The sequence below is a fragment of the Haloarcula montana genome, assembly GCF_035666295.1.
GTDB lineage: Archaea > Halobacteriota > Halobacteria > Halobacteriales > Haloarculaceae > Haloarcula > Haloarcula montana.
Genome location: NZ_CP142029.1, coordinates 145,406 through 170,861, shown reverse-complemented (window position 1 = coordinate 170,861; position 25,456 = coordinate 145,406). Strand labels below are relative to the sequence as shown.

At 57.3% G+C, this 25,456-nt stretch carries 26 protein-coding genes and 1 pseudogene; 14 read left to right on the top strand and 13 right to left on the bottom strand.

Going from position 1 to position 25,456, the window contains the following annotated elements; all coding sequences use genetic code 11:
• Positions 1-61 precede the first annotated feature (61 nt).
• A complete protein-coding gene (locus tag VJ109_RS18295; protein WP_324761204.1) occupies positions 62-2,080 on the bottom strand; it encodes a DUF7997 domain-containing protein in 2,019 nt (672 codons plus the stop codon).
• A gap of 96 nt (positions 2,081-2,176) precedes the next feature.
• On the opposite strand from VJ109_RS18295, the gene VJ109_RS18290 reads away from it, so the two are divergent.
• The 5 genes from VJ109_RS18290 (at position 2,177) to VJ109_RS18270 (ending at position 7,129) form a co-directional block, all read left to right on the top strand.
• Complete coding sequence (locus tag VJ109_RS18290) at positions 2,177-3,673, top strand: extracellular solute-binding protein (protein WP_324761203.1); 1,497 nt, start codon at positions 2,177-2,179, stop codon at positions 3,671-3,673.
• Between the two features lie 145 nt (positions 3,674-3,818).
• Positions 3,819-4,736 carry a carbohydrate ABC transporter permease gene (locus VJ109_RS18285; protein ID WP_324761202.1) on the top strand — a complete coding sequence of 306 codons (918 nt, stop codon included), beginning with the start codon at positions 3,819-3,821 and terminating at the stop codon, positions 4,734-4,736.
• A gap of 1 nt (position 4,737) precedes the next feature.
• Positions 4,738-5,727, top strand: a complete 990-nt coding sequence (locus tag VJ109_RS18280; protein ID WP_324757844.1) for a carbohydrate ABC transporter permease — start codon at positions 4,738-4,740, stop codon at positions 5,725-5,727.
• 4 nt (positions 5,728-5,731) lie between these two features.
• A complete protein-coding gene (locus VJ109_RS18275) occupies positions 5,732-6,928 on the top strand; it encodes an ABC transporter ATP-binding protein (RefSeq protein WP_324761201.1) in 1,197 nt (398 codons plus the stop codon).
• Between the two features lie 6 nt (positions 6,929-6,934).
• The gene (locus VJ109_RS18270; RefSeq protein WP_324757842.1) at positions 6,935-7,129 is read left to right on the top strand and encodes a DUF8005 family protein; all 195 of its coding nucleotides are present in this window, start codon (positions 6,935-6,937) and stop codon (positions 7,127-7,129) included.
• A 949-nt stretch (positions 7,130-8,078) separates the two neighbouring features.
• On the opposite strand, the gene VJ109_RS18265 is transcribed toward VJ109_RS18270, so the two are convergent.
• Both VJ109_RS18265 and VJ109_RS18260 read right to left on the bottom strand, forming a co-directional pair.
• Entirely contained in the window at positions 8,079-9,332 is a 1,254-nt protein-coding gene (locus tag VJ109_RS18265) for a Glu/Leu/Phe/Val family dehydrogenase (protein WP_324761200.1), read from the bottom strand.
• A gap of 117 nt (positions 9,333-9,449) precedes the next feature.
• Positions 9,450-9,707 carry a hypothetical protein gene (locus tag VJ109_RS18260; RefSeq protein WP_324761199.1) on the bottom strand — a complete coding sequence of 86 codons (258 nt, stop codon included), beginning with the start codon at positions 9,705-9,707 and terminating at the stop codon, positions 9,450-9,452.
• A gap of 315 nt (positions 9,708-10,022) precedes the next feature.
• On the opposite strand from VJ109_RS18260, the gene VJ109_RS18255 reads away from it, so the two are divergent.
• Together VJ109_RS18255 and VJ109_RS18250 are read left to right on the top strand one after the other, a co-directional pair.
• On the top strand, positions 10,023-12,890 hold the full coding sequence (locus VJ109_RS18255) for a bacterio-opsin activator domain-containing protein (protein WP_324761198.1): 2,868 nt from the start codon (positions 10,023-10,025) through the stop codon (positions 12,888-12,890).
• A 125-nt stretch (positions 12,891-13,015) separates the two neighbouring features.
• A complete protein-coding gene (locus VJ109_RS18250) occupies positions 13,016-13,159 on the top strand; it encodes a rubrerythrin-like domain-containing protein (RefSeq protein WP_324761197.1) in 144 nt (47 codons plus the stop codon).
• A gap of 139 nt (positions 13,160-13,298) precedes the next feature.
• On the opposite strand, the gene VJ109_RS18245 is transcribed toward VJ109_RS18250, so the two are convergent.
• The 4 genes from VJ109_RS18245 to VJ109_RS18230 form a co-directional block, all read right to left on the bottom strand.
• The gene (locus tag VJ109_RS18245) at positions 13,299-14,249 is read right to left on the bottom strand and encodes a MarR family transcriptional regulator (protein WP_324761196.1); all 951 of its coding nucleotides are present in this window, start codon (positions 14,247-14,249) and stop codon (positions 13,299-13,301) included.
• 67 nt (positions 14,250-14,316) lie between these two features.
• Positions 14,317-14,511, bottom strand: a complete 195-nt coding sequence (locus tag VJ109_RS18240; protein WP_324761195.1) for a hypothetical protein — start codon at positions 14,509-14,511, stop codon at positions 14,317-14,319.
• Positions 14,512-14,704: 193 nt separating this feature from the next.
• Positions 14,705-15,043 (bottom strand): winged helix-turn-helix domain-containing protein, encoded by a 339-nt coding sequence (locus tag VJ109_RS18235; RefSeq protein ID WP_324761194.1) that lies wholly within the window; start codon positions 15,041-15,043, stop codon positions 14,705-14,707.
• Between the two features lie 97 nt (positions 15,044-15,140).
• Positions 15,141-15,494, bottom strand: a complete 354-nt coding sequence (locus VJ109_RS18230; protein WP_324761193.1) for a DUF8105 family protein — start codon at positions 15,492-15,494, stop codon at positions 15,141-15,143.
• Positions 15,495-15,616: 122 nt separating this feature from the next.
• On the opposite strand from VJ109_RS18230, the gene VJ109_RS18225 reads away from it, so the two are divergent.
• Both VJ109_RS18225 and VJ109_RS18220 read left to right on the top strand, forming a co-directional pair.
• The gene (locus VJ109_RS18225) at positions 15,617-16,981 is read left to right on the top strand and encodes a restriction endonuclease (RefSeq protein ID WP_324761192.1); all 1,365 of its coding nucleotides are present in this window, start codon (positions 15,617-15,619) and stop codon (positions 16,979-16,981) included.
• 200 nt (positions 16,982-17,181) lie between these two features.
• Positions 17,182-17,733, top strand: a complete 552-nt coding sequence (locus VJ109_RS18220; protein ID WP_324761191.1) for a DUF7342 family protein — start codon at positions 17,182-17,184, stop codon at positions 17,731-17,733.
• 145 nt (positions 17,734-17,878) lie between these two features.
• Here VJ109_RS18220 and VJ109_RS18215 read toward each other — a convergent pair whose 3' ends face one another.
• Positions 17,879-19,294 (bottom strand): IS4 family transposase, encoded by a 1,416-nt coding sequence (locus VJ109_RS18215; protein WP_324761190.1) that lies wholly within the window; start codon positions 19,292-19,294, stop codon positions 17,879-17,881.
• A gap of 87 nt (positions 19,295-19,381) precedes the next feature.
• Here VJ109_RS18215 and VJ109_RS18210 point away from each other — a divergent pair, with 87 nt between their 5' ends.
• A complete protein-coding gene (locus VJ109_RS18210; RefSeq protein ID WP_324761189.1) occupies positions 19,382-19,636 on the top strand; it encodes a DUF8053 family protein in 255 nt (84 codons plus the stop codon).
• Between the two features lie 23 nt (positions 19,637-19,659).
• Here VJ109_RS18210 and VJ109_RS19660 read toward each other — a convergent pair whose 3' ends face one another.
• The 5 genes from VJ109_RS19660 to VJ109_RS18190 all read right to left on the bottom strand — a co-directional run bounded on the left by VJ109_RS19660 (position 19,660) and on the right by VJ109_RS18190 (position 21,687).
• The gene (locus tag VJ109_RS19660; protein WP_491745822.1) at positions 19,660-19,815 is read right to left on the bottom strand and encodes a DUF7837 family putative zinc-binding protein; all 156 of its coding nucleotides are present in this window, start codon (positions 19,813-19,815) and stop codon (positions 19,660-19,662) included.
• A gap of 105 nt (positions 19,816-19,920) precedes the next feature.
• Positions 19,921-20,601, bottom strand: coding sequence for a hypothetical protein (locus VJ109_RS18205; protein ID WP_324761188.1), 681 nt, complete (start codon positions 20,599-20,601; stop codon positions 19,921-19,923).
• Positions 20,601-20,888: a Rossmann-fold NAD(P)-binding domain-containing protein gene (locus tag VJ109_RS18200; RefSeq protein ID WP_324761187.1), complete on the bottom strand. Its 288-nt coding sequence runs from the start codon at positions 20,886-20,888 to the stop codon at positions 20,601-20,603. The genes VJ109_RS18205 and VJ109_RS18200 overlap by 1 nt, the downstream gene beginning before the upstream one ends.
• 74 nt (positions 20,889-20,962) lie before the next feature.
• A complete protein-coding gene (locus VJ109_RS18195; RefSeq protein ID WP_324761186.1) occupies positions 20,963-21,370 on the bottom strand; it encodes an HVO_A0114 family putative DNA-binding protein in 408 nt (135 codons plus the stop codon).
• Positions 21,371-21,390: 20 nt separating this feature from the next.
• Complete coding sequence (locus VJ109_RS18190) at positions 21,391-21,687, bottom strand: toxin-antitoxin system TumE family protein (protein ID WP_324761185.1); 297 nt, start codon at positions 21,685-21,687, stop codon at positions 21,391-21,393.
• Positions 21,688-21,869: 182 nt separating this feature from the next.
• Between VJ109_RS18190 and VJ109_RS18185 the strand changes: the two genes are divergently transcribed.
• The 4 genes and pseudogenes from VJ109_RS18185 to VJ109_RS18170 all read left to right on the top strand — a co-directional run bounded on the left by VJ109_RS18185 (position 21,870) and on the right by VJ109_RS18170 (position 25,359).
• Complete coding sequence (locus tag VJ109_RS18185) at positions 21,870-22,466, top strand: site-specific integrase (RefSeq protein ID WP_324761184.1); 597 nt, start codon at positions 21,870-21,872, stop codon at positions 22,464-22,466.
• A 345-nt stretch (positions 22,467-22,811) separates the two neighbouring features.
• Complete coding sequence (locus VJ109_RS18180; RefSeq protein WP_324761183.1) at positions 22,812-23,099, top strand: ribbon-helix-helix domain-containing protein; 288 nt, start codon at positions 22,812-22,814, stop codon at positions 23,097-23,099.
• A 3-nt stretch (positions 23,100-23,102) separates the two neighbouring features.
• Positions 23,103-23,365: pseudogene (locus VJ109_RS18175) on the top strand (type II toxin-antitoxin system RelE family toxin).
• A 743-nt stretch (positions 23,366-24,108) separates the two neighbouring features.
• Positions 24,109-25,359, top strand: coding sequence for an ATP-binding protein (locus VJ109_RS18170; RefSeq protein ID WP_324761182.1), 1,251 nt, complete (start codon positions 24,109-24,111; stop codon positions 25,357-25,359).
• Positions 25,360-25,456 lie beyond the last annotated feature (97 nt).

Sequence of the window (25,456 nt, the reverse complement as noted above, 5' to 3'; positions counted from 1 at the left end):
TCGTTGGGCAGATACCGGAGATAAAGGTTAGTATCGACACGGCTGTGGCGCTAATGACTCGTCAGTGGTTACTTGACGTGTGCCCCGATTCGGCTTTCGCTTCCCGGGTACTCCGTGCCGCATACGTTGCGAGGCGGATCGCGTGAGACCAGCCAAGTGGCGTTGCGCTGTCTGGCTCACCAGAGTCAAAGAACTGTTCGGGCAGGTATCCAGAGCGGAGACAAAGCGACCCAGAGAGGTCGATCTCAGTGAACAGTCTGTCTGACCACACAGTAGGGTCAAATCTGTGATCCGAGATTCCCAGTCGGATAGCCTTTTCAGCGGCATACGCGCCCCAACCAGTCGAGACGGTCCACACTTTCTCACTCGACTGATCGCGTCGCCGCCACGTATCGTCTTCGAACCGCACTAATCCCTGAATGCTATCTGTCTCCGTCCAAAGACAGTCAAACGCTGTTCCGAGGTGAGTGCCAAGCCGACGGCGTCGCTCCTCACTGACATCATCTACGTCTTCGTAGGCTAGATGTGCGTCGATCAACGAGAACGTGGTACTGTCGACTCGTACGTCCAGTTCGCCTTCATCCAGTCGAAGCCCGTAGATGCCCCGACCGGGACACCACATCGTTTCGAGGGCATTATAAATGTGTTTAGCCTGCGTCGTAGCGTGGTCTCGAACCGACGTATTCAGTGGTGTGGTCGCAATTGCGCTGTAGGCATGCAGAAATTTCGCAGCTGTATGAGTAAACCGACCGTTCATATTCTCCCATGCGTTTTCGCATTCAGTCGGTAACCCATCCGCCTCCAGCGAGAGGTCCATCCCTTCTATCCCCAACTCCAAGGCCGTTTCGATATCTCGAATCGTGTCTTCAGGGAGTGACCCGTGGTGTGAAGAGAGGTAGTTCGCGAGGAAGATAAGGACACTCGCTGTCTGGTCAGCTTGATATTGCGTTTCAGATCCCTCGAGGTGGCCGTTTGCCCATCCAGGTGCCAGGCGGCCATTCATTGGCCACACACGGTGGGGCCACCGCCCATCAGCCAGTTGCGTCCGGAGATACAACTGGGCGCTCTTCCGGTGTCGTTCCGCCAGATCGAGGCCAAGTCTCTCGCCAGCCTCCAACAGGAACGTCGAGATCTCTCCGTCGTCCCGAAACCAGGTGTACCCGTACCCGCCGGAGTACTGGTAATGTGGATCGAAATCGGGACCTGCTATCCGAGCACCCGTCGGCGCCGAAAGGAGGTCGAGGACAGTTAGATCCGTTTCGACAAGCCGGTTCGTATCATCGGTAAGCGGTTCTGATCGTTGTTTGGCAGTAAACGAATTCGAGGAGCTATAATGCTGTATCTGGTTACCGACCTGTTCGAGGCCGGCCGACCGTGGTTGTGCTTCGACATCCGACAGTGTCGTGACGATGGTCGTCCGTCCGTTTTCGAGTTCGGCACGGAAACTCACACCCCCGGTAAGACGGCTTCCCTCGTAGCTCTCGGCAGCACCCTCTCGTGGGAACGACTGTGGTTCGTCGGCCAGAATCTCGTCGAACGTCTCTAACACCTGTGGTGTAACTTCCAGTTCCGTCGACGCGCCGAGATAGTCGTGTTCTCTGTTATGATACAGTTCCACAGTCTCGCCGTCGTGAATCAACTGTCCGATTCGCCCTTCCTGTCCCTCCGGGGTGAATTCGACGAATCCGACGATTTCGAGTCGATCAGGGGCCTCACCTCGGAGTTCGAATACGGTTACGTGTGAGAGGGTGTCGGTGAAATCACGCTGTACGATATCAAACCGCTCGAAACTATGAGTCGTCTCGACGAACGAAGCTCCTTCGGCTGTCTGTGTTGCTCCGTCGTTGGCATCAAACCATGTGACTCTCCCGTCGACCTGAACACCGAACCGGGATGCAGAGATTCCGTGGAGCCCGGAGAGCGGATACGAATAGTCTCGCAGTGACCCATCCGGACTAACGTGGACGAGTCGCTGTTCCGATCCAGTAAACTGTCCCAATTGCGTGCGCCGCTCACCAGGAAATCGGTCCTCTGTGTCTCTGTTTTGCTTGTAGTCATCAAGTGACCGTCGGAGTCCCATACCAGAGGTGCGGCGGACTGCAGATAAAATTCTTTTGATATCTCAACTCAATTCCCTAAACTATAAGTGTGCGTATTTTGATTGACAAAGCGGACAATGTCAGAATACTCGAAGACGGATGGAAAGCGAAGCAGCATCTCGCGGCGACGGTTCGTCACGGGAGTTGGCGTCTCGGGGATTGCTGGTCTCGCAGGCTGTGCGAGTTCCTCGAACGATGGTGATGGCAACGCGAACGACAACGGAACACAGGCCGGTGATGCCGGGAGCAGCGGATCAACGACCGTCACGTGGGGGTTCGACGCGACGGTGGTCCAAGACCACGCTGATCAGGTTCGTGACGCACTTCATGACGAGGGTGGGCTTTCAGACGATATCCAAATCGAGTTCGAACAGGGCCAACCCGATAGCGGCAAGCGGCGGGCCAACTACAACCGGCTTCTGAGCTCACAGGAGACCAAACCAGACCTGTTCATGATGGACAACGGGTGGGTGAACATCTTCATCCAGCGGGGCCAACTTGCCAACCTCTCGGAGCTCCTGACCGAGGAGATGCTCTCGACGATCGACGAGGAGTATTTCAGTGGCTTCACCGAGACAGCTATTGACCCGTCGAGTGGCGACCTCTTCGGGGTGCCACTCTACCCTGATTACCCGACGATGCTGTACCGAAAGGACCTCGTCGAGCAAGCGGGCTACAGCCCCGAGTCGGAGAATTGGGCCACAGAGCCGATGACCTGGAAGGAGTGGTCGAACGTCGCGGCGGACACGGTTGACGCGACGGATGTCGAGTACGGCTTTACGACCCAGTGGGATATCTACGAGGGAACTGCCTGCTGTACGTTCAACGAAGTCCTGTCTTCATGGGGTGGCGCCTACTTCGGCGGTCGCGAGAACCTCTTTGGCCCGGTCGGCGACCGGCCCGTCACCGTCGATTCCCAGCCGGTCATCGACTCGCTGAACATGATGCGGAAGTTCGTTCACGACGAGGACTTCGACAAACTCCAAGGGTACGGCGGCGGGTTCACCCCGACGGAGATCCTCGGGTGGATCGAGGACGGATCGCTTGCCCCGTTCCTCGACGGGAACGCGCTCTTCCACCGGAACTGGCCATACGCCATCAATCAGGCCGCCTCGGAGTTCGGCGACGACCTTGGAACGATGCCGATTCCCTACGCGGTCTCGGAAAGCAACGCGGAGTTGCCGGGTACTGGAGGGACGACGTCCGCACTGGGTGGTTGGCACATTACTGTCAACCCTTACAGCGAGAAGCTCGATGCAGTCACTCAGGTTATCGAGGCGACGATGAGCGAAGCGTTCCAGTTGTTCCTATTAGAAATGGAGGGATGGCTCCCGCCGCGGGGGAGCCTGTTCAACTCCAGCGAAGCGGCGAACATCGATCCCATGGGCAATTACATGGAGACGCTCCGCGTGGCCGGCGAGAACACGATGGCGCGCCCGGTCACGTCGGTCTGGAGCGACCAGTCCAGCAACATTTCCCAGCAAGCCAACCGCGCGGTCAATCAGGACGTATCCTCCGCAGAAGCGATGGCCACTCTCCAGTCCCGGCTGAAGCAAACCGAGAGCAGCACCTGAACGGCGGCCCGATTTCACTCACTCACTTACTCAAAACCATTATGCGAACGACACTAGCGGGAGGTAATCCGTGAGCCCAGAGGCATCAACCCGCCAGTCCAGGGAATCACGCCGCTCTGGTATCCTTGTTGGACTGACTCGGCGGATGGAAAACTTGAGCGACACGCAGTACGCCTACCTCTTACTGGTCCCAGTGTTCGTCCTGTTGGGTATCGTCGCGCTATACCCACTGCTCAGGACGTTCGAACTGTCGCTGTTCCGTCTCTCGACGGACTTCTCGTCGACGACCTTCGTCGGCGTCGGGAACTACGTCGACCTGTTCACCGGTGGGCTAGATCGGTACCTTCCCGGTGGGACCTCGTTCCTCCCGACCGAGATAACACTGACCGGGATGCTCAACAGCGCGTTGGTGGTCACGATCATCTTCGCCGTGGTGAGCGTCCTCTTCGAGACCCTCATCGGGCTAGGACAGGCGCTCATCCTCGACCAGGACTTCTACGGGCGGCGGTGGATTCGTGCGGCCATCATCATCCCGTGGGCCGTCCCGGTCGTCATCCAGGGGATGATCTTCTTCCTGATGTTCAACTCCAACATCGGGTTCGCGACCCCCTTCCTCGCGGATCTGGGGCTACTCGCGCCGACGAACACGCTCAACGACACCGCCAGTGCGGTGTTTATCATCATCGTCGCCGACATCTGGAAGACCTCGGCGTTCATGGCGCTACTGATACTCGCCGGGCTCCAGAGCATCGACCGCGGGCTCTACAACGTCGCGAAGGTCGCGGGCGCGACCAAGTGGCAGCAGTTCAAGTACATCACCTTCCCGCTCATCCTGCCCACCATCGGAATCGCCGTGCTGTTCCGCTCCGTGCAGGCGATGCGGGTCTACGGTATCATCGATACCGTATCGAGTTGTACCGTCGTTCCGTCGCTGTCCTGTATGGTCGTCGCGACGTTCACGACCCGTGAGGGCGTGTCCGCCTCCATCGCGTTCGTCACTGCGGCGATTATCGGAATAGTTGTGATGGGAATTATCCTCTGGCAAGGGGAGGACGCGATCTAACATGGCAACGACAACTGGCAACACCGACGCGAGTGACGAAGGCGGGATCAGTGGCTGGGCCAAGCGAACGATAGCCAACCCAGACGGCCTCTACAGGTCGCTGTTCTACGCCGCGATGGTGTTTTTCCTCGTGACGACGCTGTTCCCCTTCTACTGGCTCGCCGTCCTGGCAGTCACGCCCGAAGGGAACCTCCTGGCCGGGAGTTTCCTGCCCCAGATCGGTGGGTTCACCATCCCCCTGCCGACGCCGAAGGGGTTCAATCCCGAAGCGTTCATCTCGGTCTTCGAGCAGGTACCGTTCCACCTGTATATGTTGAACAGCTTCGCCCTGGCGGTCACCACGACCATCATCGTCTTGATCGTCGCGAGTCTCGCGGGATACGTCTTCGGCCGACTCCGCTTCCCCGGCCGTGCGCTCCTGATGCTGGGTATCCTGGCGATCAGCTACTTCCCGCCGGCGGCGTTCGTCATCCCGCTGTTCAAGGCCTTCGCCGGCAACGAACCGCTGTTGGTGCCGTTCACGCAGATCCCGCTGTTCACGCCGCCAAGACTGTTGAACACACCGGGATCGATGATCCTTCCCTTCAGCGCACTGTTCATGCCGCTGTCGATCTTCATCCTCACGACCTTCTACGGACAGATTCCCGACGGGTTAGAGGACGCAGCACGCGTCGAAGGAACGACGCGACTCGGCGCGCTGTTCCGGGTCATCATGCCGCTGTCGGCGCCGGGTGTGGCGACGGCGTCCGTGCTGACCTTCATCGCGGTGTACAACGAGTATTTCTTCAGTTCGATCATGGCCACCTCTCCCGAGGCGGCGAAGTGGTCACCGATCGTCGGTGGGATACTCAGCTACCAGACCCAGTACACCACCCAGTACAACCTCATGGCGGCCGCGAGTATCGTCGGGGTCCTCCCCGTCGTCATCCTCGTCGTCGTCGCACAGGAACGCATCGTCAGCGGACTGACCTCAGGAGCACTCAAGGAGTAACACAATGGCACGAGTCAAACTCGAACACGTCACGAAACGCTACGACGATCAAGGTGAAGTAGTCACCGCGGTCGACGACATGAACCTCGACATCGACCACGGCGAGTTCATCTGTTTCGTCGGTCCATCCGGCTGTGGGAAATCGACGACCATGGAAACGATCGCCGGGCTGACCATCCCCTCCGAGGGGCAGATATTCATCGGCGATCGGGAGGTGACGAACCTCCCGCCGAAAGACCGGGGCATCGCGATGGTGTTCCAGAACATCGCGCTGTTCCCGCATATGGACGTCTACGACAACATCAGCTTCGGACTCCGACTCCGAGACTACCCCCAGGACGAGATCGATCGCCGCGTCGAGCGGGCGGCCGACATCGTCCAGTTAGAGGGGATGCTCGGGCGGATGCCCGAAGAGATGTCCGGTGGCCAGCGCCAGCGTGTCGCGATCGCCCGGGCGATCGTCCGCGAACCGGACGTGTTCCTGATGGACGAGCCACTGGCGAACTTAGACGCGAAGCTGAAAGTCCACATGCGGACGGAACTCCAGCGCCTGCACAAGGAACTGGACACCACGATCATCTACGTCACCCACGACCAGGAGGAAGCGATGACGCTCTCGGACCGCATCGCCGTCCTCAACGCGGGGAGTCTCCAGCAGATCGCGCCGCCGCTGACCTGTTACAACGAGCCCGACAACCTCTTCGTGGCCGGGTTCATCGGCTCGCCGTCGATGAACTTCGTCTCGGCGACGGTCTCAGAGAACGCGCTGGAAACGCCGAACTTTACGCTAGAGTTCGATCCGACGACCGTCGAGGGCGTCGGTGTCGGTGACGATCTGACGATCGGCATCCGACCGGAAGACATCTATCCGGCCACCGAAAGAAGCGAGGTTCCCGACCCGTCGATGGCGATCCCCACACGGACGGACATCCTGGAACCGATGGGCGACGAGATCTTCGCCTACCTGCTGTTGGGCGAAGGGGAGACCTCGATGGACCAGGAGCGGACGACCGACGACCAACTGCTGATGAGCATCGACCCCGATTCGGAGATCGCCGAGGACGAAAACGTCGAGGTCGTCATCGACAGGCGGAACGTCCACCTGTTCGACTCCGCATCGGGTGAGGCGATCGTCCACAAACTCGAACCGATCGGAGCCGGTGGCGCGACAGCCGGCAGCGAGGCGGAATCCGACGACTAACACACAATGCCTGGTACCCTCTGGTGGAGCCTGATGCTGGTCCTGTTTTTCTTCTGGGCGTACGGCTTCGTGTCGTTCGTTCTGGATCTGAAAAACACGATCATCCCGGGCGTCATCCAATACAGACGTGGCCGCCGCCGTCAGAAGGCACAGCAACAGCACGACGAGGAACGAGAGGAAAAGGAACGACAGCTGTACTGATCGACTCCTTGGGTTCGCGGATTCTACCGATACCGTCGCGATCATTGTTCGCGTAGAATATCGTGGACACCGTTGAGTGGTAGCTATGGAGTCGAAGAGGCAAGATCTCCCAGCCAATGGTACCCAACACGAATGGCTTGTGAAACTTCCACCGGTGTATTCGTTTCCTACGACAATACATGGGTCAAGATAAAGACGGAGTCAAGAGTCTGTTACCCGATGAACCGCTGTTCAATGTTCATATCGGAACTGCTCTATCTGGAGTGGTGACGGAGCATCGTCACTGGGAGTTGCCCGGTTTGAACGAGTCCTGAGAGCGTCGGTAAGATTGTCACGAGCCGGGTATTTGCAAGGGATGAGGAGACGACCCTAATCAAACCCGTTCAAACCCTTCAAGTCGCCCATGAGTGAGCGTAACCCGATATTTTAGCAGTGACACCATCTCGTCGGGCGAATGCGTAATCACGAATCGACCGTGGAAGTCATCTCGTTCTATCCATCCCCATTCGTCTTTAGCTAAGTCTGATAGTAATATTTTGGCTTAGCAATATTCTTGATAGTATTGAACAGGCGAAACCAGCGACTGAGATGCTCTTGCCACTGAGAATAGACGATCCACGACGTTTGGAAACCGCTCTTTTGCTCCGTAGCGGACGTGTTACAACGTAATTCGCTTTCAGAACACGGTTATTCGGTATTACTGTGAGTATTAGCTAAAGACGAATGTATCCATCCCTCATGGACTTGCTTTCTGGAGCTGACGCGATATCGGAAATAACCGGGTTCGATATCATCTCGACTGGCAGAAGGGCGATCCTCTGGTGGGACTGATTGTCATCTTAGTTGCTGACCTGGTCTACAGCATTCGTCTCCGGGGCGAAGTGAGACCAACGGTATCTGTTGGTCATCGTGTCAATCTTCGTTTAACCAACTGGATCCGAGATGTCCATTACGGCCAGGTTCCATTCTGTTCACTGGCGTTCATGACCCGCTGAAGCGCGACGACATATGCGGCAGTTCGGAACGATGGGAGGTCCTGGGCCTCGTATGCGTCGACGAGGTTCTGGAACTGTTCGACGATCATTGCGTCTAACTCCTCGTTGACACGCTCTTTGGACCAGTAGAACCGCTGTCTGTTCTGAACCCACTCGAAATAAGAAACGATGACGCCGCCCGCGTTTGCGAGGATATCCGGGATGACAAGTATCTCTTTTTCACTGAGTACGTCGTCCGCCTTAGGAGTAATCGGGCCGTTTGCAGCTTCGGAGATTACATCGGCGGAGATATCGTCTGCCAGTGACTCATCGATAGCGTTCTCAAGTGCGGCCGGGATCAACAGGTCGACATCAAGAGTGAGGAGTTCCTCGTTCGTGAGTTCACGTTCCGCTTCCGAATATCCAGCCACGCTCCCGGTTTCGCGTTTGTATTCTTTAACCGCAACTGGATCAAGCGACGTTTCGTTGTAGATAGCTCCGCTGGAATCGGATACAGCAACGACGTTAGCACCCATCCCGTAGATGAGTTTCGCCGCAATCCAGCCGGCGTTCCCATAGCCCTGAATCGCCACCGTGGCGTGTTCGAGGTCCTTGTCGAGATACTCGAACGCTTCACGTGCTGCGACAACCGTTGAACGCCCAGTCGCCTCGACCCGACCCTCGCTTCCACCGCTCGAGAGGTCTTTCCCAGTGATAACACCGGGTTCGGTCGTATTTTCAAGTGTCTCATATGTATCTTTAATCCAATTCATCTCGCGTTGACCCGTATTGACATCGGGTGCGGGGATGTCACGATCAACCCCTATCAGTGGCGTCAGTTCCTTCGCAAACGCGCGTGTGACACGTTCCAGTTCGTCCTCAGAATAAGCATTCGGATCGATTACGATACCCCCTTTCCCACCGCCGAGTGGGATATTGCTCGTCGCCGTTTTGTACACCATCCATCCGGAGAGAGCCTTCACCTCGTCACGACTTACCTGTGGATGGTAGCGGATACCGCCCTTGTACGGCCCACGGTCGCCGTTAAACTGGGAGCGGTACGCGCGGAATACTTCAATTGATCCGTCGTCCATCTCCACAGAAAGGTTCGTTTCCAATACCCGCTCGGGGGTTTTCAGCCGCTCCAGTTGTCCCTCGGAGAGCGGTAAGTATTCAGCTGCCTCATCGATCTGCGTCCGTAGGCTTTGATACGGGTTTACCTCAGACATATCTCTATCAGATATATCCGGATACCAAAAACTATCTATTTCTACCAAAGAATATATATTACCTTTCAGTAGAGTAGTGACTATCTGGACCGTATTGACACTGTTTAATCTTGTTCTTTATTCTAACTCCCCAAAATAATCAATCTCCTTTAATATTAAATCTCCAGATATTTTTTCTGCCCGAACTGTGGTGTCTGTATCGAGTACGACAGCCTCTGCGATGTGTTCTGTTCCACTTACCGGGATATCGACCTTGTCAACGTCCGGGAGGAGGCAGTCACGATGGTCGGCAAGTTCGAGAAGGACATCTCCACTGGGGAAATGCCAGACTCGACTCACCGATCGGAACACTGGAATGGATGCCGGCTCTTTCACGTGCCTGATCGTTCTTCTCTGCGTCAAGCGACGTTGAACGTCCATCATAGCTGGTTTGAGTTGGGTATATCGAGAGCATGACTGCCCGGCTTACGGTGAGAGGCCAGTCGTGGCGACGGAATCTCTCCGTATGTTCGTGAGTCCCAGTCGTCGACTTGGCGCACCCAAGCGGACGGAGTACAGGAATAAGCAAATACTAAATTGTTGAGTACCAAGGTCCACAGGAGAGAGGTTGTTTGTTATTGAACCTAACGAGATGTGGCAACTGAAGCGCTCCTCCGTCGATGGTGACAGGGTCGTGTCCGGGAGAGGCAGATGAAGGACGGAGAACCGCCCCTCGATACGTCACAGGTTCTCGTTGTCAGTTCGGCGACTTGGAGTGAAACGTTCACGAAAACCCTCGAATCCACCACAGGTGCATCTGTTCGTACTGTTGGAACAGCATCAGAAGCACTCGATACTGTTCGGCGGTGTCCGGTCGACTGTATCGTCACGGGGGATGCGCTCACAGAAGGAACCGGTATTGCACTGGTCCGGCAACTCCAAGACGTGGTACCAGACGTTCCTCTCGTCCTCGGAACCACAGACGGAAGCGAAGTTCTCGCGAGTAAGGCAATCGAGGCTGGTGTCACCGACTACGTCCCACTCACAGAAGAAGATGGCCGGTGGATCAACGAATTGATTACGCGAACCCGTAAAGCGCTTCGATCCGCACAACAGGGGATCGCTCGGCGTGAACGGGCTCGACAGTTCGACGCCGTATTTCAAGACACACAGACGGCAACGTGGGTACTTGACCCGGATGGCTCGCTCATACGTGTAAACCAGACGGGACGGGCAATGATCGACAAGGACATCGATGCTATCAGAGGGGATCCGTTCTGGACGTTGCCATGGTGGTCGGATTCTGATGCGACCGAACGCGATGTCAGGCAACTTGTACAGGCCGCACGCGACGGACAGTTCGGTAACGTGGTCGTCTACCAGTCGTCAAGGGCAACGGAGCGCATCATCGAGCTATCAGTTCGGCCGGTCGGGAACGGTTTCGGCGATGTCAGCTCGATCGTCATCGAAGGATTGGACATAACCGATCAGGCTACCCTCGACCGTAACTTGCGTCAGTCCGAGGAACTCCACCGGGTCACACTGAGTAATATGACCGATACCGTCCTCATCACAAACGAGGAAGGTGAATACACCTATGTCTGTCCGAACGTCCACTTCATCTTCGGCTACACCGACGACGAAATTCGTCAGCAGGAAACGATCGATACACTCCTCGGGGAGGACCTGTTCGACCGCGACGAACTCGCCGAGACAGGCGTTCTCAAGAACATCGAATGTACGGTCACTGATAAAGGTGGTCACGAGCACACACTACTAGTCAACGTTCGTGAAGTTGCGATCCAGGGCGGAACACTGCTGTATAGTTGTCGGGATATAACAAAGCGGAAACAGCGCGAAGAAGCGCTAGCGACGTTACAAGAAACTGCACGGAAATTCCTCTATACGGAGACTAACCAGGAGATCGGCCAGCACCTCGTTGATGATGTGCTCAGTGTCTTCGATGTCTCTGCGAGTGCCATCTACCTGTTCGATGTCGAGACAAACCAACTTCAGCCTATTGCTCAATCACAGGCAATGACTGAACACCATGGCCCACTTCCAGCGGTTCATACGAACGACGACACACTCCCGGGCCACAGCTTTGTCAACGACGAGACGCTCGTGTTCGACGATATCCACGATGCGGATCGGCTTGACAATCGGGCGACCGACCTCCGCAGCGTCATGTTCATTCCGCTTGGCAACCATGGCGTGTTCGTCACTGGCTCGACAGCTGTTGGCGTATTCGATGAGTTACGACAGGAGCTTACCGATCTGCTCGCTGCGACTGCCGAGGCTGCCCTCGACCGTGTCGCCCGGGAGTCCCAGCTCCGGGAACAGGACCGCGAACTCCAGCGGCAAAACGAGCAACTGACCGCCCTAAATAACATCAATAATACGATACGAGAGATAGATCAGACGATCGTTAGAGCCGAGACACAAGAAGAGATCAATCACACCGTCTGTGAACGGCTGACTGATACAGATCGATTCAAATTCGCCTGGATCGGAAGTGTCGATCCGGGGGCAGAAACTGTCGAGCCCAAGGCCTGGGCTGGCAATGAACAGGGATATCTCGACAGTCAGTCCATGACCGTCGCGGCCTCCGAGACGGATCCCGCAGGGCAGACAGGTGCCACTGGCGAGATGACGATGGTTCCGAACGTCGCCGCTGGTCTCCGGGATGCTCCATGGCGTTCGGACGCCCTCACACGCGATTTCCTCTCTGTGCTGAGCATTCCACTGGTGTATAACGATCTAAGGCACGGCATCCTCACCATTTATGCGGATACGAAGGACGCATTCGACGAGACAACTCGTACTGTACTGTGTGAACTCGGGGAGACGATCGCATCGGCACTCAGTGCAATCGAACGTAAACACGCATTACTGACGACATCAGTAACGCGTGTCGAGTTCGGCATTGATGACGAGCGGTTTCTCCTGTCGCGTCTCGCCCGGTCTGTAGACTGTTCACTCTCATACGAGGGTGGGATCCAGCATGCTCCGACTGGGAATAACGTGTTCATCACTGTCAACGACGGAGACATCAATGAGGTCTCGGAAGCTGCGGCAGATATGACGACGATACGCGACGTAACACAAATAACTGAAGATGACACTGACAGCGGTGTCCTGCGGCTTCAACTGTCACAGCCGTTTCTCGCACAGGAATTAGCCGACCACGGGGCTATTTTCCGAGAGGCGACTGCGGATTCGGATGGAACGACACTCGTCATCGACATTCCACAGAGTGTCGATGTACAAAACATTTCACAGTTGGTCCACAGTACATTCTCTGGCGCCGAGCTCAGACGAAAAGCGACCCTTGAACAAGGAATCGAGCGTGACCGCAGTTCGCAGTTCCTTACAGACCTCACGGAGAGACAGTTCGAGGTGGCACAGACCGCTTACTACAGCGGATACTTCGAGTCTCCCCGCAAGAAATCCGGTGAGGACATTGCAGCGATGCTTGAAATCTCACCACCAGCGTTCTATCAACACGTGAGGACCGTCCAACGGAAACTTTTCACAGCACTGTTCGACGAAAAGGGCGTTTCGGATCGAGAGCTGTGAATGGGTTAATAACAAACCATTATATTCAATACTGCCTTGTTAGTAAACACCTGGGTATTCCTTTGATGTCCTTCTATTCCTTAATCGAGTGTGCCGCAGTCGGAACCCGTCACTCGTAAATACATATGAGAGATGTCAAGCAAGACCACGACGAGGAGACACCGTACGAATGCTTTGTCTGTGGCAAAGTCATCGTAGCAGAGAGCCATCCAGAGAACTGTCGGGACTGCGGTGGGGAGATGCGCAACCGACAGACACCGCTCGAATAGGGATAGGAGGTATATTATAGAACTTTCCTCTACGGCTGGATCAATGGAAGAACTGCTTCCAGACTAGTAACCGATTTTGAGAGCCAACCGTCGAGTTCCTCGAGAAACGCCTCAATTGCTTCACCGCCCGTGAACACAGTCATGAGACTCCATACTGCTCTTTGAGCGCTATAAATTCTGTTTCACTTGGAAGGGCAACCGGAACTTCCTCTGAGATATTGAACTCACCTTGCAGTGGCCGATACATCGCAGTGATTTCACGCTCCAGCCCGTACCATCTCGCAGTCGAAGCGAGTTTCTCTCGGTCGATATCTACCTTCTCGATCAACAGCATCGCATAGCTGACACGGCGGGATCCACTGTCAAGGACGAGTGTGTGGCACACCACCTCAGCAGGTGTGGGCTCCTCGTCAGGGGCATACCAGAAGGCAGGTTCGCCGGCGAGAAAAAACTGCAGCCCGTACGCTTCAAATCGAGCAAGTCCAGTCAGTTGCCACTCACTGGAATTGTGTAGTGCATCCGTATCCGCACCTGTCTGGACCCGGACGAGTGCTCGCTTTGGGTCACACCACTCAACGGTCACACTCGGTGCAACCGCCCGGACCCGCGAGCGATGCTCGTGAATCACCACTGCACGAGCGAACGCCAGTAGGGGTGAAAGGTCATCATGTAATGCATAGTCCGGTCCTGACGGTGATAGCATTGCTCGATTCTTAAGCGGCGAGAGCGCGTTATGAACACCCTGCCGGGTGATCGACAGGCGGTCTGCGATGTCGGTGACACGCCGTGGTTCGTCGAGATACCAACACACCCGGAGTGTGGCAGGTGACAGAAGCTCAACCCAGTCGACATGGCTCAGTTCTGCACGTAGGGTACGGTACGTTTCGATGACCGGGTGATCCGTAACCCGCACTTGCCGTTGGTTTTTATTGCCACGTGATTCAGAGAGCAATCCTTCAGCCACCAGCGCATCCAGGACATCATAGATATGGGCCCGCGAGTACTCGATCTCTGTTGCGAGCTCGGCTGGCGTTGCTTGCTGGCCAGTACTGAGCGTATCGATGATGCTGAGGCCAGCCCTCGAAATCATGTATGTGAATTTGAAGTCCCAGACATATAAATATGTTTTTGTATTTTGTTTTACGGACAGTGGGTAATCAGCAATCTTGACCGACCTCCTCGACGACCAGGACTGGATCGTCCCCGCCGAGCAGTTCGGTGCTGAGGAACTCGGATGTGCCGAGCGTTTCGGCAACGAGCTGGCGGAACTCCGCGTCGACGTCGCCGAACTCGACGATCGCCTCGGGGTCTGGCTGCTGTGCAACACGGGCAGGAGAGTCATCATCGGACATCATTCTGTAACGGAACGCTCTCTGTGGATCGCCTCACCCCCCAGGGGTACAGAAGATCGCCGTCAGCAATAGCTAGCTGGTGTGTAGTGACGGATGTGAGTAATCCCTTAGAGAGACCGGCCCCAGGTCAACAATCACGGGGTCAAGCCCCGTGGCATCCGCCTTGAATTTCTGTGAAATGGAGGCTCAGGCTTCAGGGGCCAGCCGCGTTCATCGCAGCGTCGAGCTGGATGATTGCCTGGCTGACGTCACTCTCAGGGTTGAATCGATACCGCTGTGGCCGGGTGTTGCTGACTGGTTCAATGACATCGATTTCGAGGAGGAGGTCTAGATCCCGACTGACAGACTGCCGGCTTACCTCTGCCTCCTCGGCGAGTTCGGACTGGTTGACCTCTCGGTGGGGCGGGAAATCCAGCAGCGCATCGATGATCTTCGACGCACTCTCGTTTTTTGAGAGTCCGAGCCACCCTGATGGGTGTTCTTCCCGGAGCGAGTCGCTGTCATGAGCGCGGTGGTTTCCTGTTTCTGCCATGGATCCGATGTGCAGGACGGGCCCCTGCGTACCTCTGTGATTGGTACTACTAACTCACTCGGTGTTAAACCTATTTGACAGTAGAGTCAATCCAGTGTTACTCCGGGGAACCATCGCCCGTATCGTCCGTCAGGGCTTCAGATTCTTGTTGCTGACGAGTCTCAGCAAGCACATCTTCGAGCGTCGCCAAATCCTCAATTCCCACGAGTTCATCGGTAATCTCGTCAACGAGCCTGGCTCGCTCGATGGTAGCCGCGTCACCGGCTGTTGTATCGATCGAATTGACTCGAAGCTCCCGTGTTTCATGCCATCCGCAGTTCCAGCAGTCCCGTGTAATCTCGATGCGCTCGTTTTCCTCCGCTCGAAGAATCGCGTCGGGGAGAGACGTTGAAATCGGCCGTTCTGGCCCGACCTCAAGGGTGACGGGGGTACCACAGGCGGGGCAATCCATGGTCATCCCGTGGGGTGCACATCTGATGAAAGTAGTGTTGCCACGAGTCGATCTCACACGGATTTGTCGCCGAGGTCGGCAACGTATTTGGTTGTTGCAAAATACAGTCCAATTACATTCGAATGGCTGTACTGGACGACCTCTCTGGGTTCGAGTTCGAGGACTTAATGGAAGACGTGTTCCGCAACCTCGGCTACGAGAACGTTCGCCAGGCCGAGCGAACAGCGGACGAGGGCCGGGATGTCCTGATGGAAGAGGTCGTCGACGGAACACGGAGGGCGATCGTCGTCGAGTGCAAGCACACGGGAACTGTCGGCCGCCCTGTCGTCCAGAAACTGCACTCCGCCATCGCAACGTTCGACTTCGAGGGCCCAAAGCGCGGGATGGTCGTCACCACTGGCCGGTTTACGAATCCCGCCCAAGAGTATGCCCAGCGCCTCCAACAAAACGACGATCCCTATCCCATCGAACTGATCGACGGCGAGGACCTCCGGGAGATCGCCGATGATATCGGGCTTGACCTCTACAACGGCCGCATCGAGATCCTCTGTGACGAGACCCTGCGACCGTACGACCCGGCCACAGATGTCGACACACCGGTTCAGGAAGTGTTCCGCGACATTGCGAATATCGAGGCTGCGGACATCCCGAGGCCCCACTCGCAGGTGACGTTCCGTCCAGTAGTTGCGATCACCGCCGACACCGACGCCGTCTTCGAGACGTCCGTCGGCGTCATCCACCGGATCGACGACCGTACACAGTTCGTTGTCCACGCCGAACGTGGGCACCCACAGGTCGCCGACGAAACGGTCGCAACACTGGTTACCGAGAATCTCCACGCGACGGTCGATCTCGACGCCGAGCAGTTCGGAGAGGTATTCGACGATGTCGAGGAGCGCCGGTTCGGCCAGACGCAGACGGATTACAAGGAATGGGCCGTCGACCGCCTCCAGGACCACCACACGACGACGGTAACCTACACCGGCGACAACAACGTCACGTACAACAAGACCTGCGAACCGAATCGCTCGGACATCTCCGTCCAGTCGATCGAGCCGGTGTACTTACCCGAGGTTCGACAGACAACCGACCTCGAAGAGTACACCTATCCCTACGAGTACTACGCAGCAGGGCCGTCCAGAGTGACTGAAGAGGACGGCATCCATCGGTGCGTCCACTGCGATACGAGTGGCGTCGACGAGACGTACACGTACTGTCCGAACTGCGGGGCGATCGCCTGCGACAGTCACACCAAGACCGAACGGCTCGAAGGTGAACCGGTCTGTACAGGGTGTGCAGTGACCGAGCGGTTCGCGCTGAAGACGAAGTACTTCTACGACGAAGAGAATCTTGAGACGTTTCGTGAGGAGTACACCGCCATGCCATTCCATGAGAAGGCGATGGAGAACAAGTGGCTGACTGGCGGGGGTGTGGTTGCGATGCTGCTGTTCGTAATCGGTGTTCTCGTGATTGGCGGGATCATGTGAACCGTTGCACCCTCCGTTGTGGGCACAGCTGTTAGGACACTCTGTACGGCTCTTTGGACATCGTGTATTTGTCCATAGCTTCTGCCGGTTTCGTATTGCAACGTCCGCCCGAGTTCACTTGCACACTACTCTTGATTATACGGGAGGGTACAAACATATATGCGAATACGGTACCAACACTATTGCAAGAGGTGTCAAGCATGTCCGAATCCTCGCGAGATGGCGTCCAACCGTGGACTGAATCGATGAGCGCCCGCGAACGCATTCGAGCGGTCGCCGAGACGCTTCGCGAACCGCGGTCGGTCAACTGGATCAGCGAGCAGGCCGACGCCGCCTGGAGTACGACCAACGACGAACTCCAGTATCGTGTTGACCAGGGTCAACTGCGTCGCGTCGAGGACGGCGAGACAACGCGCTATCAGCCAGACTATACGCGACTGCTCTTCGAGGAAATCCGTACGCTCATCGAGGAGAACACGCGCGAGGACCTTCGTAATGAACTGGCGGCGATCACCGAGGAAATCGAGGAGTGGCAGGCGGCCTACGATGTCGAGACGTGGGAAGAGCTCGAACAGTCGCTTGCCGACGGTGACCTCGCAAGTGCCGAGCTCCGCGACCGCCGGGACATCATCGCCTTCTGGCGCGAGAACGAAGAGGATCGCCGACTCATCAAGCACGCACTGGAACTCTACTCCGATGTCGAAGCCGCTCGCGAACAGATGACCGACGTGGCTGACCGCGTCACGAGCTAATTCTCCTCTCTCAAAGTATGATCTTTCTCGCTGGTCGCGACCGCTATACACAACGGACCCTTCTCCGCGATGTTCACGACCGATTGACGAAACAGGCTGGGTGTCAGTGACCCACGACTGAAGTCCTGTCTCTTACCCATAAGTCTCAGGAATGCAGTTCGTATCCCTCCGCCCAGGTCTGAGGTTTCTTGAGGCCTTTCCACATCGTCTCCCAGCCGGGCGGTGGATCGGAACTTCGGTCGAGGTAGCCGCCGATCTTTGCAACCGCAATTGCGTACGCTTGAGCTCCGTTGTCGGTCAATTCTGGAAATTTCGTTACCAGAATTGACCGTTCAGTCTCGCTCAGAAGGACACCAGGTGAGCAGTGTGCCTCTCCCCGAGCAAGTTCTCGTAACTCCAGCACCTTCCACGCGATCACCGAATAGACACTCAACAAGACCTCCATACACTCCCACGTTTCCAGCCGCCGTTCCTCAATCCGGCATCCAGTCTTCAGCACCTTGTGCCAGTCTTCGATCGTCCATCGAGCGCGGTAAGACTCTATCACACTCAGCGAATCACTGAACTCAGCGACCGATTCAGTGGTGAGTAACACCCACTGAATCGGGTCGTCTTGTTCTCCACGTTCGTCGATCCGTACGACGTTTACCTCGACGGGCTCGGTGTGAGTTGGATCGTTCTGCGGTGGAAGCAGCTCACACGAGCCGGCTGTGACGATGAGCTCAGCCTCTCTAGCTTCTCTTCCACTTCCTTGTTCGATCTCTATCGACGTGCGACCTTGTTCGGGGAGCTCTTCACTCCAGTCAATCAGACGCCCGTCCGTTCCGGATGGCGTCTGAATACAGCGATTCTGATTCGCACGGACGACGAATCCAGCGTCCAAGTTGTCTGTAACTTCGCGGTAGAAGTCAAATGCGTCAGCTCCTCGGTCATGGATGAATATCGGACGAACCTCTTCGGCAAGCCAGCCGCTGGCTTGCCGATCCCCTCGAATCCACTTTTCCTGTTCGCTCTCTAATTCGATTGGTTTGCTCTTGCCATTTGCATCGTGCTTGGTGCTAGCTTGCTGGTCCTCGATCAGCGACTGCTGATCGATGACCCCGGTCATGTGGTGGGTCTGTGGATCAAGCCCAATCGTCGTGTGAACTTTGACGCCTTCCAAATCCGTCTTGGAGTTGCCAATATCACCGAGTCCCTCCTTGGATGGGTGTCGCGGAAAGACGAGTTCAGTGGTGTCAGAGATGATCAAGAGTTCGTTTGTGTCCTGGACTCGTGATCGCTGAGCTCGTTTGTGTGCACCGAGAATCTCGTTGGGATCCACACGCTCGTTATCGCAAAATCGATACGTAGCCTTTGCGGAGGCCCAGTCTTCGCACGCGTTTGGGATCGGCTCGGCAGATGCCCTGCCGAGCCGATCTCCGACCTGCATTAATCGCTCAGTGAGCCGCTTGTCACCGAACTCAGCAGACTGGAACTCCTTTCGAACCTTACCAGAAACATCGGTCTGACACAATTCCGCCCCGTCTAGATCAGTCCGCCAGCTTCGTGAACCGCTCTGCATCTTGGTCTCTTTGTCGACGAACTACAGCGATAGGATTTGTGGGTAAGAGACAGGTCTACACACCTGGTGTGGACCTGGTGACACTCGATGGCTCAGATCAACTCACTGAACAACCGCAACGGCACCGGCATGATCACGCTCGCAAAGGACGAACTCGAACTGTGTGGGCTCCTCGACGAGAACGGTGAGTCCGACAGCGACGTCCAGTTCCTGATCACCATGGACGAGCCCGGCGCCTGGACGGTGCAGGTTCTCGATCAGGATCGTGTCACGACCGACTTCCAGGCGAACGTTGAGGACGCGCCGGTACGGGTCGGGTCTGGCGCCGAGACCCGGCGCTGAGTAGCCGGTTGAGGAACTGTTCGTCAGGTATCTCGCGGCCGAACCGGTTCCTCACACTCGTAACATTCCGCGTAGCAGCGGCGCTCACCGTCGACGTCGTACTCGACGAGGACCGCGCCGACGTCGATCGTGGTATCGCACTGTGGGCAGCTGCCGACCGTGGGGCCAGGCGGGCTCATGAGTAGCAAAGGGGGAACCCGGAGCGTGTGACATGAACCGAGTTCCACGTGGCAAGTGGTCCGCGATTATCTTACGACTTCGGGATGTTCCCACCGAGCCCACACTCACGAGAAGCCGGACGCAAGCGACGCGTCGACAACCCCCTCGAACCCACACGCCTGGTCAGGACAGGTGATCGCGAGGCCCTCGACGGCACCGACCCCTTGCCCGCGCAGAATCCCCGTACAGATCGGGCGCTCACAACTCGGACACCGGACGGGCTCGAGTGTGACCGGCCGATCCTCACGAAGGCACTCCTTGCAGCCCCCGTACACCGGGACGACGGCGGTAATCCGAGCAATCCTGAACGCGGAGTCGCCGTTGCCCGCGCCACAGGCCGGGGCTGCCTCGCCGTAGGCGGCCGCCTCTGGATCCGGGAAGTGGTAGGCCTGGCCCTCGGTTCGGCTGACGACCACCCACGGGACCTGCTGGGTGAGGATCTCGACGCTGTGGACAGCCGTCGTCTGGTTGCCCTCGGTCCAGTCAGTCGTCTCCAAGACGTGGAGGGTTGCCTCGTGGCAGTCGGCGTATTCGGTCAGTTCCAAGCCGAACACCGACTGGCCGCTCGTGAGTCGAAGGACGCGCTTGTGCTGGCGCTCGTCGGTTGGGTCCTCGATCGGTCGTTCGACGACGTCGGTCACCTCCCAAGTCCGGTGGTCGTCGTTGACCACGAGGATGTCGCCCTCGGTGACGTCCTGGATGGTCGCGACGAGCTCGGGGTCACAGCTGTCGGTGGGAGTCGCCATCAGTCGTCTCCGGGAATGGTGTCGGGTGCGGCGTCCCAGAGCGTTCGGGCAGGCCCGTGTTTCGGTGGCTGCTCGTGGGCGATGTCGTGGCGCTCGAGCGCGCGGTACAGCGTGCGCTCAGCGACGCAGTGCGCTCGTGCGAGGTTGCCGACGTGGGGATGGATCTCGAGTGCGGCCTGGAGGTACTCAGGGTCGTCGTAGGCCGCCGGGTCGAACGAATCCAGATCGAGGGCCGCGACGAGGTCCGCGCGAAGTTGCTTCGTGGCAGGTGACGGCTGGTCGGGCATCTGTTCTAGTTGAGACTGACGAGCGATTCTCCTAGAGTGTTTCGGCGAGTAACGCGGTGCGACGGCCAGCGCGATCAGGGCGCGGCTTCGACGTCGCTGCCCGACTCGAGACATCGGAGTCCAACGTCCCCCGAGAACTCGAATTCGTCGTACCAGACGACGGGGCGCTTGGCACGGCCGTTGTCTTCCAGTTCGAGCAGGCCGTAGTCAGCGAGTTCGTGGACATTCTCGGTGACTTCCGGCGGGTGGCGATCGACGAGGCGAGCCAACTCCCGGATGCTCTCGGGTTCGTGTTCGACGATCGCCTCCAGGAGCGTCAGGTTCGTCGGTCGGAAGATCCGACCGAACGTCGCCAGACTCTCGATGCTGAGTCGGGATGGCTGTGAGTCGACGTCCTCGCCGGCGTCGAGCGCGCCGAGTCGGTCGTCGAGGTCGGTCCGGTCAGGACGCGTGCCGATCGTGATGTGGAGCGTGCGAGTCATGTGTTGTGTTCCTGTGGTGGCTACCATTCGTGGCGTTTCTCGGCCGGGAGTGCGGCCCGCCAGGCCCGATACAGTGGTTGGATCCCCTCGAACTCGAGTTCGAAGACCTGGCCAGCGATATGCAGTTCGTGTGGCCCGTGGTGGTTGTCGAAGCGGATGATGGGGTCGTCTGCGCCAGCCTCGCCGTAGTGGAAGGCATACTTGATGCCCTCCGGATACTGCTCCGAGGCCGGCACATCGAGGATGCGTATCCGAACGACGGTACCATCGTCGTAGGCCTGGATCTCGTCTTCGACTACCTCGACGTCATCGCCCATCGCTGTCTGTTAGTTTGTTTCCTAACAGTAAGAGTGTTAGGGTGTGGGCTAACATTCAGGGGAATACCGACTTGTCCTATAAGTCGTAACAGATGTCCCCAATTTCACTCGAAACACGGTGTGTCTCCCCCCGTTTCTACCAGCCGCTAGATACTTGAGTGACGGAAGCTCAAGTAATCGTAATGCGTATCGAATCGACAGAGGGGAACGAACACAAAGTATGGCTCACCGACAAAGAGATCGAGGACCTCCGTCGGGTTGCCACGAGCCAACGGGACGATCTCCTGATCCAGCTGGGAGCGTTCGTTGGCCTCCGTGCGTTCGAGATGCCACAGGTCCGACCAGTAGACATCAAACAGACCGAGAGCGACCAGTATCGACTCCACGTCCAGGCGGGAAAGGACACTGCCGGGAACGGCGGCAAGCCTCGCGATGCCTACCTGCCTGCCGACGTCGAGCGAACTCTCCAACAGTACCAGAACAGTGAGAACATCGCCCCACGAGACCCATTCATCGATCTGAAGCAGCCAGGTGTTCGGGCAGCAGTCAAGCGGACTGCCGATCGGGCCGCTGAAGAGACGAGCAATGAGGATTTCCGACTCGTCAGTACACACGATCTCCGTCGACGGTTTGCCCAGCGCCTCCTCGTTGATGAGAACATGAATCCGCGTGTCGTGATGGCTGTCGGTGGCTGGGACAGTTTTGCAGCGATCGAACCGTACCTGAACGCCCCAACCGAGAGTGTGATCGACGATGCCTTCGCGACTATCGAACGCTAACCAATCGACGATCCCCCACAAATGCAGCTGGCTAGCGGTGGAATAGCTATCATCTCTCCAGTAAATTCAATTCCTTCAACTATTTAAGTGGCATAATCGCCAGACAGCGGCACGATGAGTCACAAACACGGTGCGAATTACCGTTGTAACTCACACCTGTCCCGGCGCAGTCTTGCGGTTTTTCGACCCACACCGTGTCTCTTTATCTTGCCCCACAATTTCCCCCGCGAAATCGAATGGACAATCAAGCAGTACTATCAAATTTTACTAACATCACTCGGAGGTCAGACACCGTGATGAGACAGCCCACCGAACGCTTTCTGTGCGACACGCGTCTCACACAATATGAGCACTGACACCGACGACAGTCGAGAGAACGAGGGGTCGACGAAAATCGATGTTCGCGTTCCACAGCAATTGGTCGAACAGATCGATGCCGAGTACAAACGCCGAGGCTACACATCGCGGTCAGAAGCGATCCGCGACGCGCTGCGGGCCTGGGTCGACCCTCCCGTCCGGCTCTCCGAAGAGGTCCTGGACGATCTCCAAACGAGTCGTGAACAACGCGAGAACGGCGAGACGCACTCGCTCGACGAGGTCGCCGATAAGTACGGCGTCGATATCGACGAGTAATCGATGACGGACGTCGAGATCACGCCGCAAGCCGACGAGCATCTCGCAAACCTCGAGGCAGAACCACGAGAACGCATCCTGAAGAAACTCGCCGAAGCTCGGAGTGGACAGACCACCGGCTCGAACCCCTGTCTGGCTGGCCCTACTACAAGCTCCGGGCAGGCGACTACCGAGCGATCATCACCTGGGGCAAAGACGAGGACGTACTCTACGTCGAAGCTGTCGGGCACCGTCGAAACGTCTACGATCGCCATGTCCCCCCGTAGCTGGACTCGAGACACAGGACGAGCGTGGTGGGATCAGATTGTATTCGATATCGAATAGATTCGTGGAACACGGGGCGATCGTTCTGGCTGGACTCGGGCAACTCTTTGACCTCGATGTGAGTACTGTATGCAGAACCTACCAGTCTGGCAGGAAAGTAATTTCTTACAATATATTATATCATGTAATCGCATGACAGCGCCGGAGTAATGCACAAACAAAGTGTGAGATTGAGAAGTAATGCACTTCGAATCGCAAGACTGCGTCCGGATTTTTCGCAAACAAAGTGTCTCTTTATCTTGCCCCACACTTTCACCTCGCTTCGGAATTGGTTATCCAGACCGAACTAACAGGCACCCAACTATCGCTGGTCAGCTCAGGAATCCGCTTCGTCAGCAACAACACAAATCGAGTTCCGGAACGCAGAGAGTATGTCAGAATTCTATTTCGAACCACAGCCAGCTGCACAGATCGGGCCTGGAGCGATACCGTGCGAGGGCGGATGCACCCGTGGGTGCATGCGAGCGCACGAGTTCGATCACGGGTGCAGATGTGCAGGCGCGCACAGTCCACGCGGGTGGCCGCCCAGGTATCATCCACGCCCCAGCGCTCGCGTGGACTGTGCCCGCACGGCCGCGGCCGATGTACACTCGAGTCACGAGCGATGTGTCAGGACCTAGCTATTATGTATCAGTACTTAGTAGCGAGAGTGAGTCGGTCGATCTCGGCCGACTACTGACTACGAATGAGCGAGAACCACGAGTCCCCCCGAACGACCGATATCGACCGTCGCGAACAGGCTCGCGAGCGCGCCGCACAGGCACCGTCCGACTCGCCGGCGTCGGCTGGCGGCCTCTCGAAAGCCGAAGTTCTCGATGCCATCCCAGACCCGCACACGAGTTCCCGACAGTACACCGACGACCAGCGCCGCCACGACGACTACGAGGACATCTGCCGGGAATTCGGCGTCAAGCAACGTGCTCTCTGGGATGTCTACACCGAGAGCGAAGCCCGGCAGTACGGCCACGTCGAGGCCGGCGAACTAAAACTCGAGAAGTATCTCGTTCCCAACTACACCCATCACGCCTGGGAGTACGACGACACCAAGATGCTCGCCGGCGGCACGGACTTTCTCGCCGTCGGTCCGCCGGGCTCGGGCAAGTCAACGATGGCGCTCAACCACACCGTTCGGCTCCTGGAGGAAAACGACGAGAAGGTCGTCTGGCGGGCCTCGACAGCACGCTCGGAGTGGTTGCCATTCGCGCCGTGGGCGCGTGTCTGCCTGCCTGAAGGCGTCGACGTGAGCGCACGCTTCGTGCCGAAGGTGCCGACCCAGGAGGGCTTCGACGTCGACCTAGAGGAGATCGTCCGCGAGGTCGTCAGGTATCGGAGTCCGACCCACCTGAATCAGGAGCGGCTGAAGGAGGGGCAGTTCCACGTCGTCTATCCCGATCCGAAGATGCGTGGCATCCAGTCGATCTACGAGGACACCCAGGAGAAGCAGTACGACGGTCTGGAGTTCAGCGCCGAGGATCCGCTGAACCACTGGTGGTTCGGGTATATCCTGGCTCAGGTCGAGCGGGGGCCGTATCACTGGACGTCGCTCATGTTCGACGAGATCGGTGACATCGCACCCGAGGCCGCGCGCAACGACGAGTACGCCCACTACCAGAAAGTCGAGTTGTTCAAGGATTGTATGGTCGACGCCCGCAAGACCGGGCTCTCGATCTTCATGTTCGGCCACACCGAGAGCGATATCCACTCGATGATCCGCCGGAAGATCCGCTGGCGTGTCGCGATGAGCGGGAAGGCCAACCCCACAAAGAGCTCGCAGGTAGTCGGGTTCAACAACGTCCCGATGAACGAGAATCTCGCCAGCAACCAAGAAGTCGGCTGGATGATGCCCTACAACGAGTCTCGGTTCGACTATCCTGGCGTCCGGTTCGCGAACTTCCCCGATCCCGTCGATATGACCCTGAAGGTCAGCTTCGAGTGAGATGGGTGTTTCCGTCGATACCCCCGGGGGTCCTCCGTTCCAGTCATAGTGCTGCGCGCGTGCGAAAGTGACGTGCAGAGCTGGTGAGCGACCAGTT

Excerpts from the sequence above, each read along its gene's own strand:
- VJ109_RS18180 (WP_324761183.1), top strand. The coding sequence starts at position 22,812 with ATGAGCACTGACACCGACGACAGTCGAGAGAACGAGGGGTCGACGAAA.
- VJ109_RS18270 (WP_324757842.1), top strand. The coding sequence starts at position 6,935 with ATGCCTGGTACCCTCTGGTGGAGCCTGATGCTGGTCCTGTTTTTCTTC.
- VJ109_RS18185 (WP_324761184.1), top strand. The coding sequence starts at position 21,870 with ATGCGTATCGAATCGACAGAGGGGAACGAACACAAAGTATGGCTCACC.
- VJ109_RS18255 (WP_324761198.1), top strand. The coding sequence starts at position 10,023 with ATGAAGGACGGAGAACCGCCCCTCGATACGTCACAGGTTCTCGTTGTC.
- VJ109_RS18275 (WP_324761201.1), top strand. The coding sequence starts at position 5,732 with ATGGCACGAGTCAAACTCGAACACGTCACGAAACGCTACGACGATCAA.
- VJ109_RS18295 (WP_324761204.1), bottom strand. The coding sequence starts at position 2,080 with ATGGGACTCCGACGGTCACTTGATGACTACAAGCAAAACAGAGACACA.
- VJ109_RS18250 (WP_324761197.1), top strand. The coding sequence starts at position 13,016 with ATGAGAGATGTCAAGCAAGACCACGACGAGGAGACACCGTACGAATGC.
- VJ109_RS18240 (WP_324761195.1), bottom strand. The coding sequence starts at position 14,511 with ATGTCCGATGATGACTCTCCTGCCCGTGTTGCACAGCAGCCAGACCCC.
- VJ109_RS18265 (WP_324761200.1), bottom strand. The coding sequence starts at position 9,332 with ATGTCTGAGGTAAACCCGTATCAAAGCCTACGGACGCAGATCGATGAG.
- VJ109_RS18225 (WP_324761192.1), top strand. The coding sequence starts at position 15,617 with ATGGCTGTACTGGACGACCTCTCTGGGTTCGAGTTCGAGGACTTAATG.
- VJ109_RS18170 (WP_324761182.1), top strand. The coding sequence starts at position 24,109 with ATGAGCGAGAACCACGAGTCCCCCCGAACGACCGATATCGACCGTCGC.
- VJ109_RS18200 (WP_324761187.1), bottom strand. The coding sequence starts at position 20,888 with ATGCCCGACCAGCCGTCACCTGCCACGAAGCAACTTCGCGCGGACCTC.
- VJ109_RS18195 (WP_324761186.1), bottom strand. The coding sequence starts at position 21,370 with ATGACTCGCACGCTCCACATCACGATCGGCACGCGTCCTGACCGGACC.
- VJ109_RS18230 (WP_324761193.1), bottom strand. The coding sequence starts at position 15,494 with ATGGATTGCCCCGCCTGTGGTACCCCCGTCACCCTTGAGGTCGGGCCA.
- VJ109_RS18245 (WP_324761196.1), bottom strand. The coding sequence starts at position 14,249 with ATGATTTCGAGGGCTGGCCTCAGCATCATCGATACGCTCAGTACTGGC.
- VJ109_RS19660 (WP_491745822.1), bottom strand. The coding sequence starts at position 19,815 with ATGAGCCCGCCTGGCCCCACGGTCGGCAGCTGCCCACAGTGCGATACC.
- VJ109_RS18205 (WP_324761188.1), bottom strand. The coding sequence starts at position 20,601 with ATGGCGACTCCCACCGACAGCTGTGACCCCGAGCTCGTCGCGACCATC.
- VJ109_RS18280 (WP_324757844.1), top strand. The coding sequence starts at position 4,738 with ATGGCAACGACAACTGGCAACACCGACGCGAGTGACGAAGGCGGGATC.
- VJ109_RS18190 (WP_324761185.1), bottom strand. The coding sequence starts at position 21,687 with ATGGGCGATGACGTCGAGGTAGTCGAAGACGAGATCCAGGCCTACGAC.
- VJ109_RS18285 (WP_324761202.1), top strand. The coding sequence starts at position 3,819 with ATGGAAAACTTGAGCGACACGCAGTACGCCTACCTCTTACTGGTCCCA.
- VJ109_RS18215 (WP_324761190.1), bottom strand. The coding sequence starts at position 19,294 with ATGCAGAGCGGTTCACGAAGCTGGCGGACTGATCTAGACGGGGCGGAA.
- VJ109_RS18220 (WP_324761191.1), top strand. The coding sequence starts at position 17,182 with ATGTCCGAATCCTCGCGAGATGGCGTCCAACCGTGGACTGAATCGATG.
- VJ109_RS18290 (WP_324761203.1), top strand. The coding sequence starts at position 2,177 with ATGTCAGAATACTCGAAGACGGATGGAAAGCGAAGCAGCATCTCGCGG.
- VJ109_RS18235 (WP_324761194.1), bottom strand. The coding sequence starts at position 15,043 with ATGGCAGAAACAGGAAACCACCGCGCTCATGACAGCGACTCGCTCCGG.
- VJ109_RS18210 (WP_324761189.1), top strand. The coding sequence starts at position 19,382 with ATGGCTCAGATCAACTCACTGAACAACCGCAACGGCACCGGCATGATC.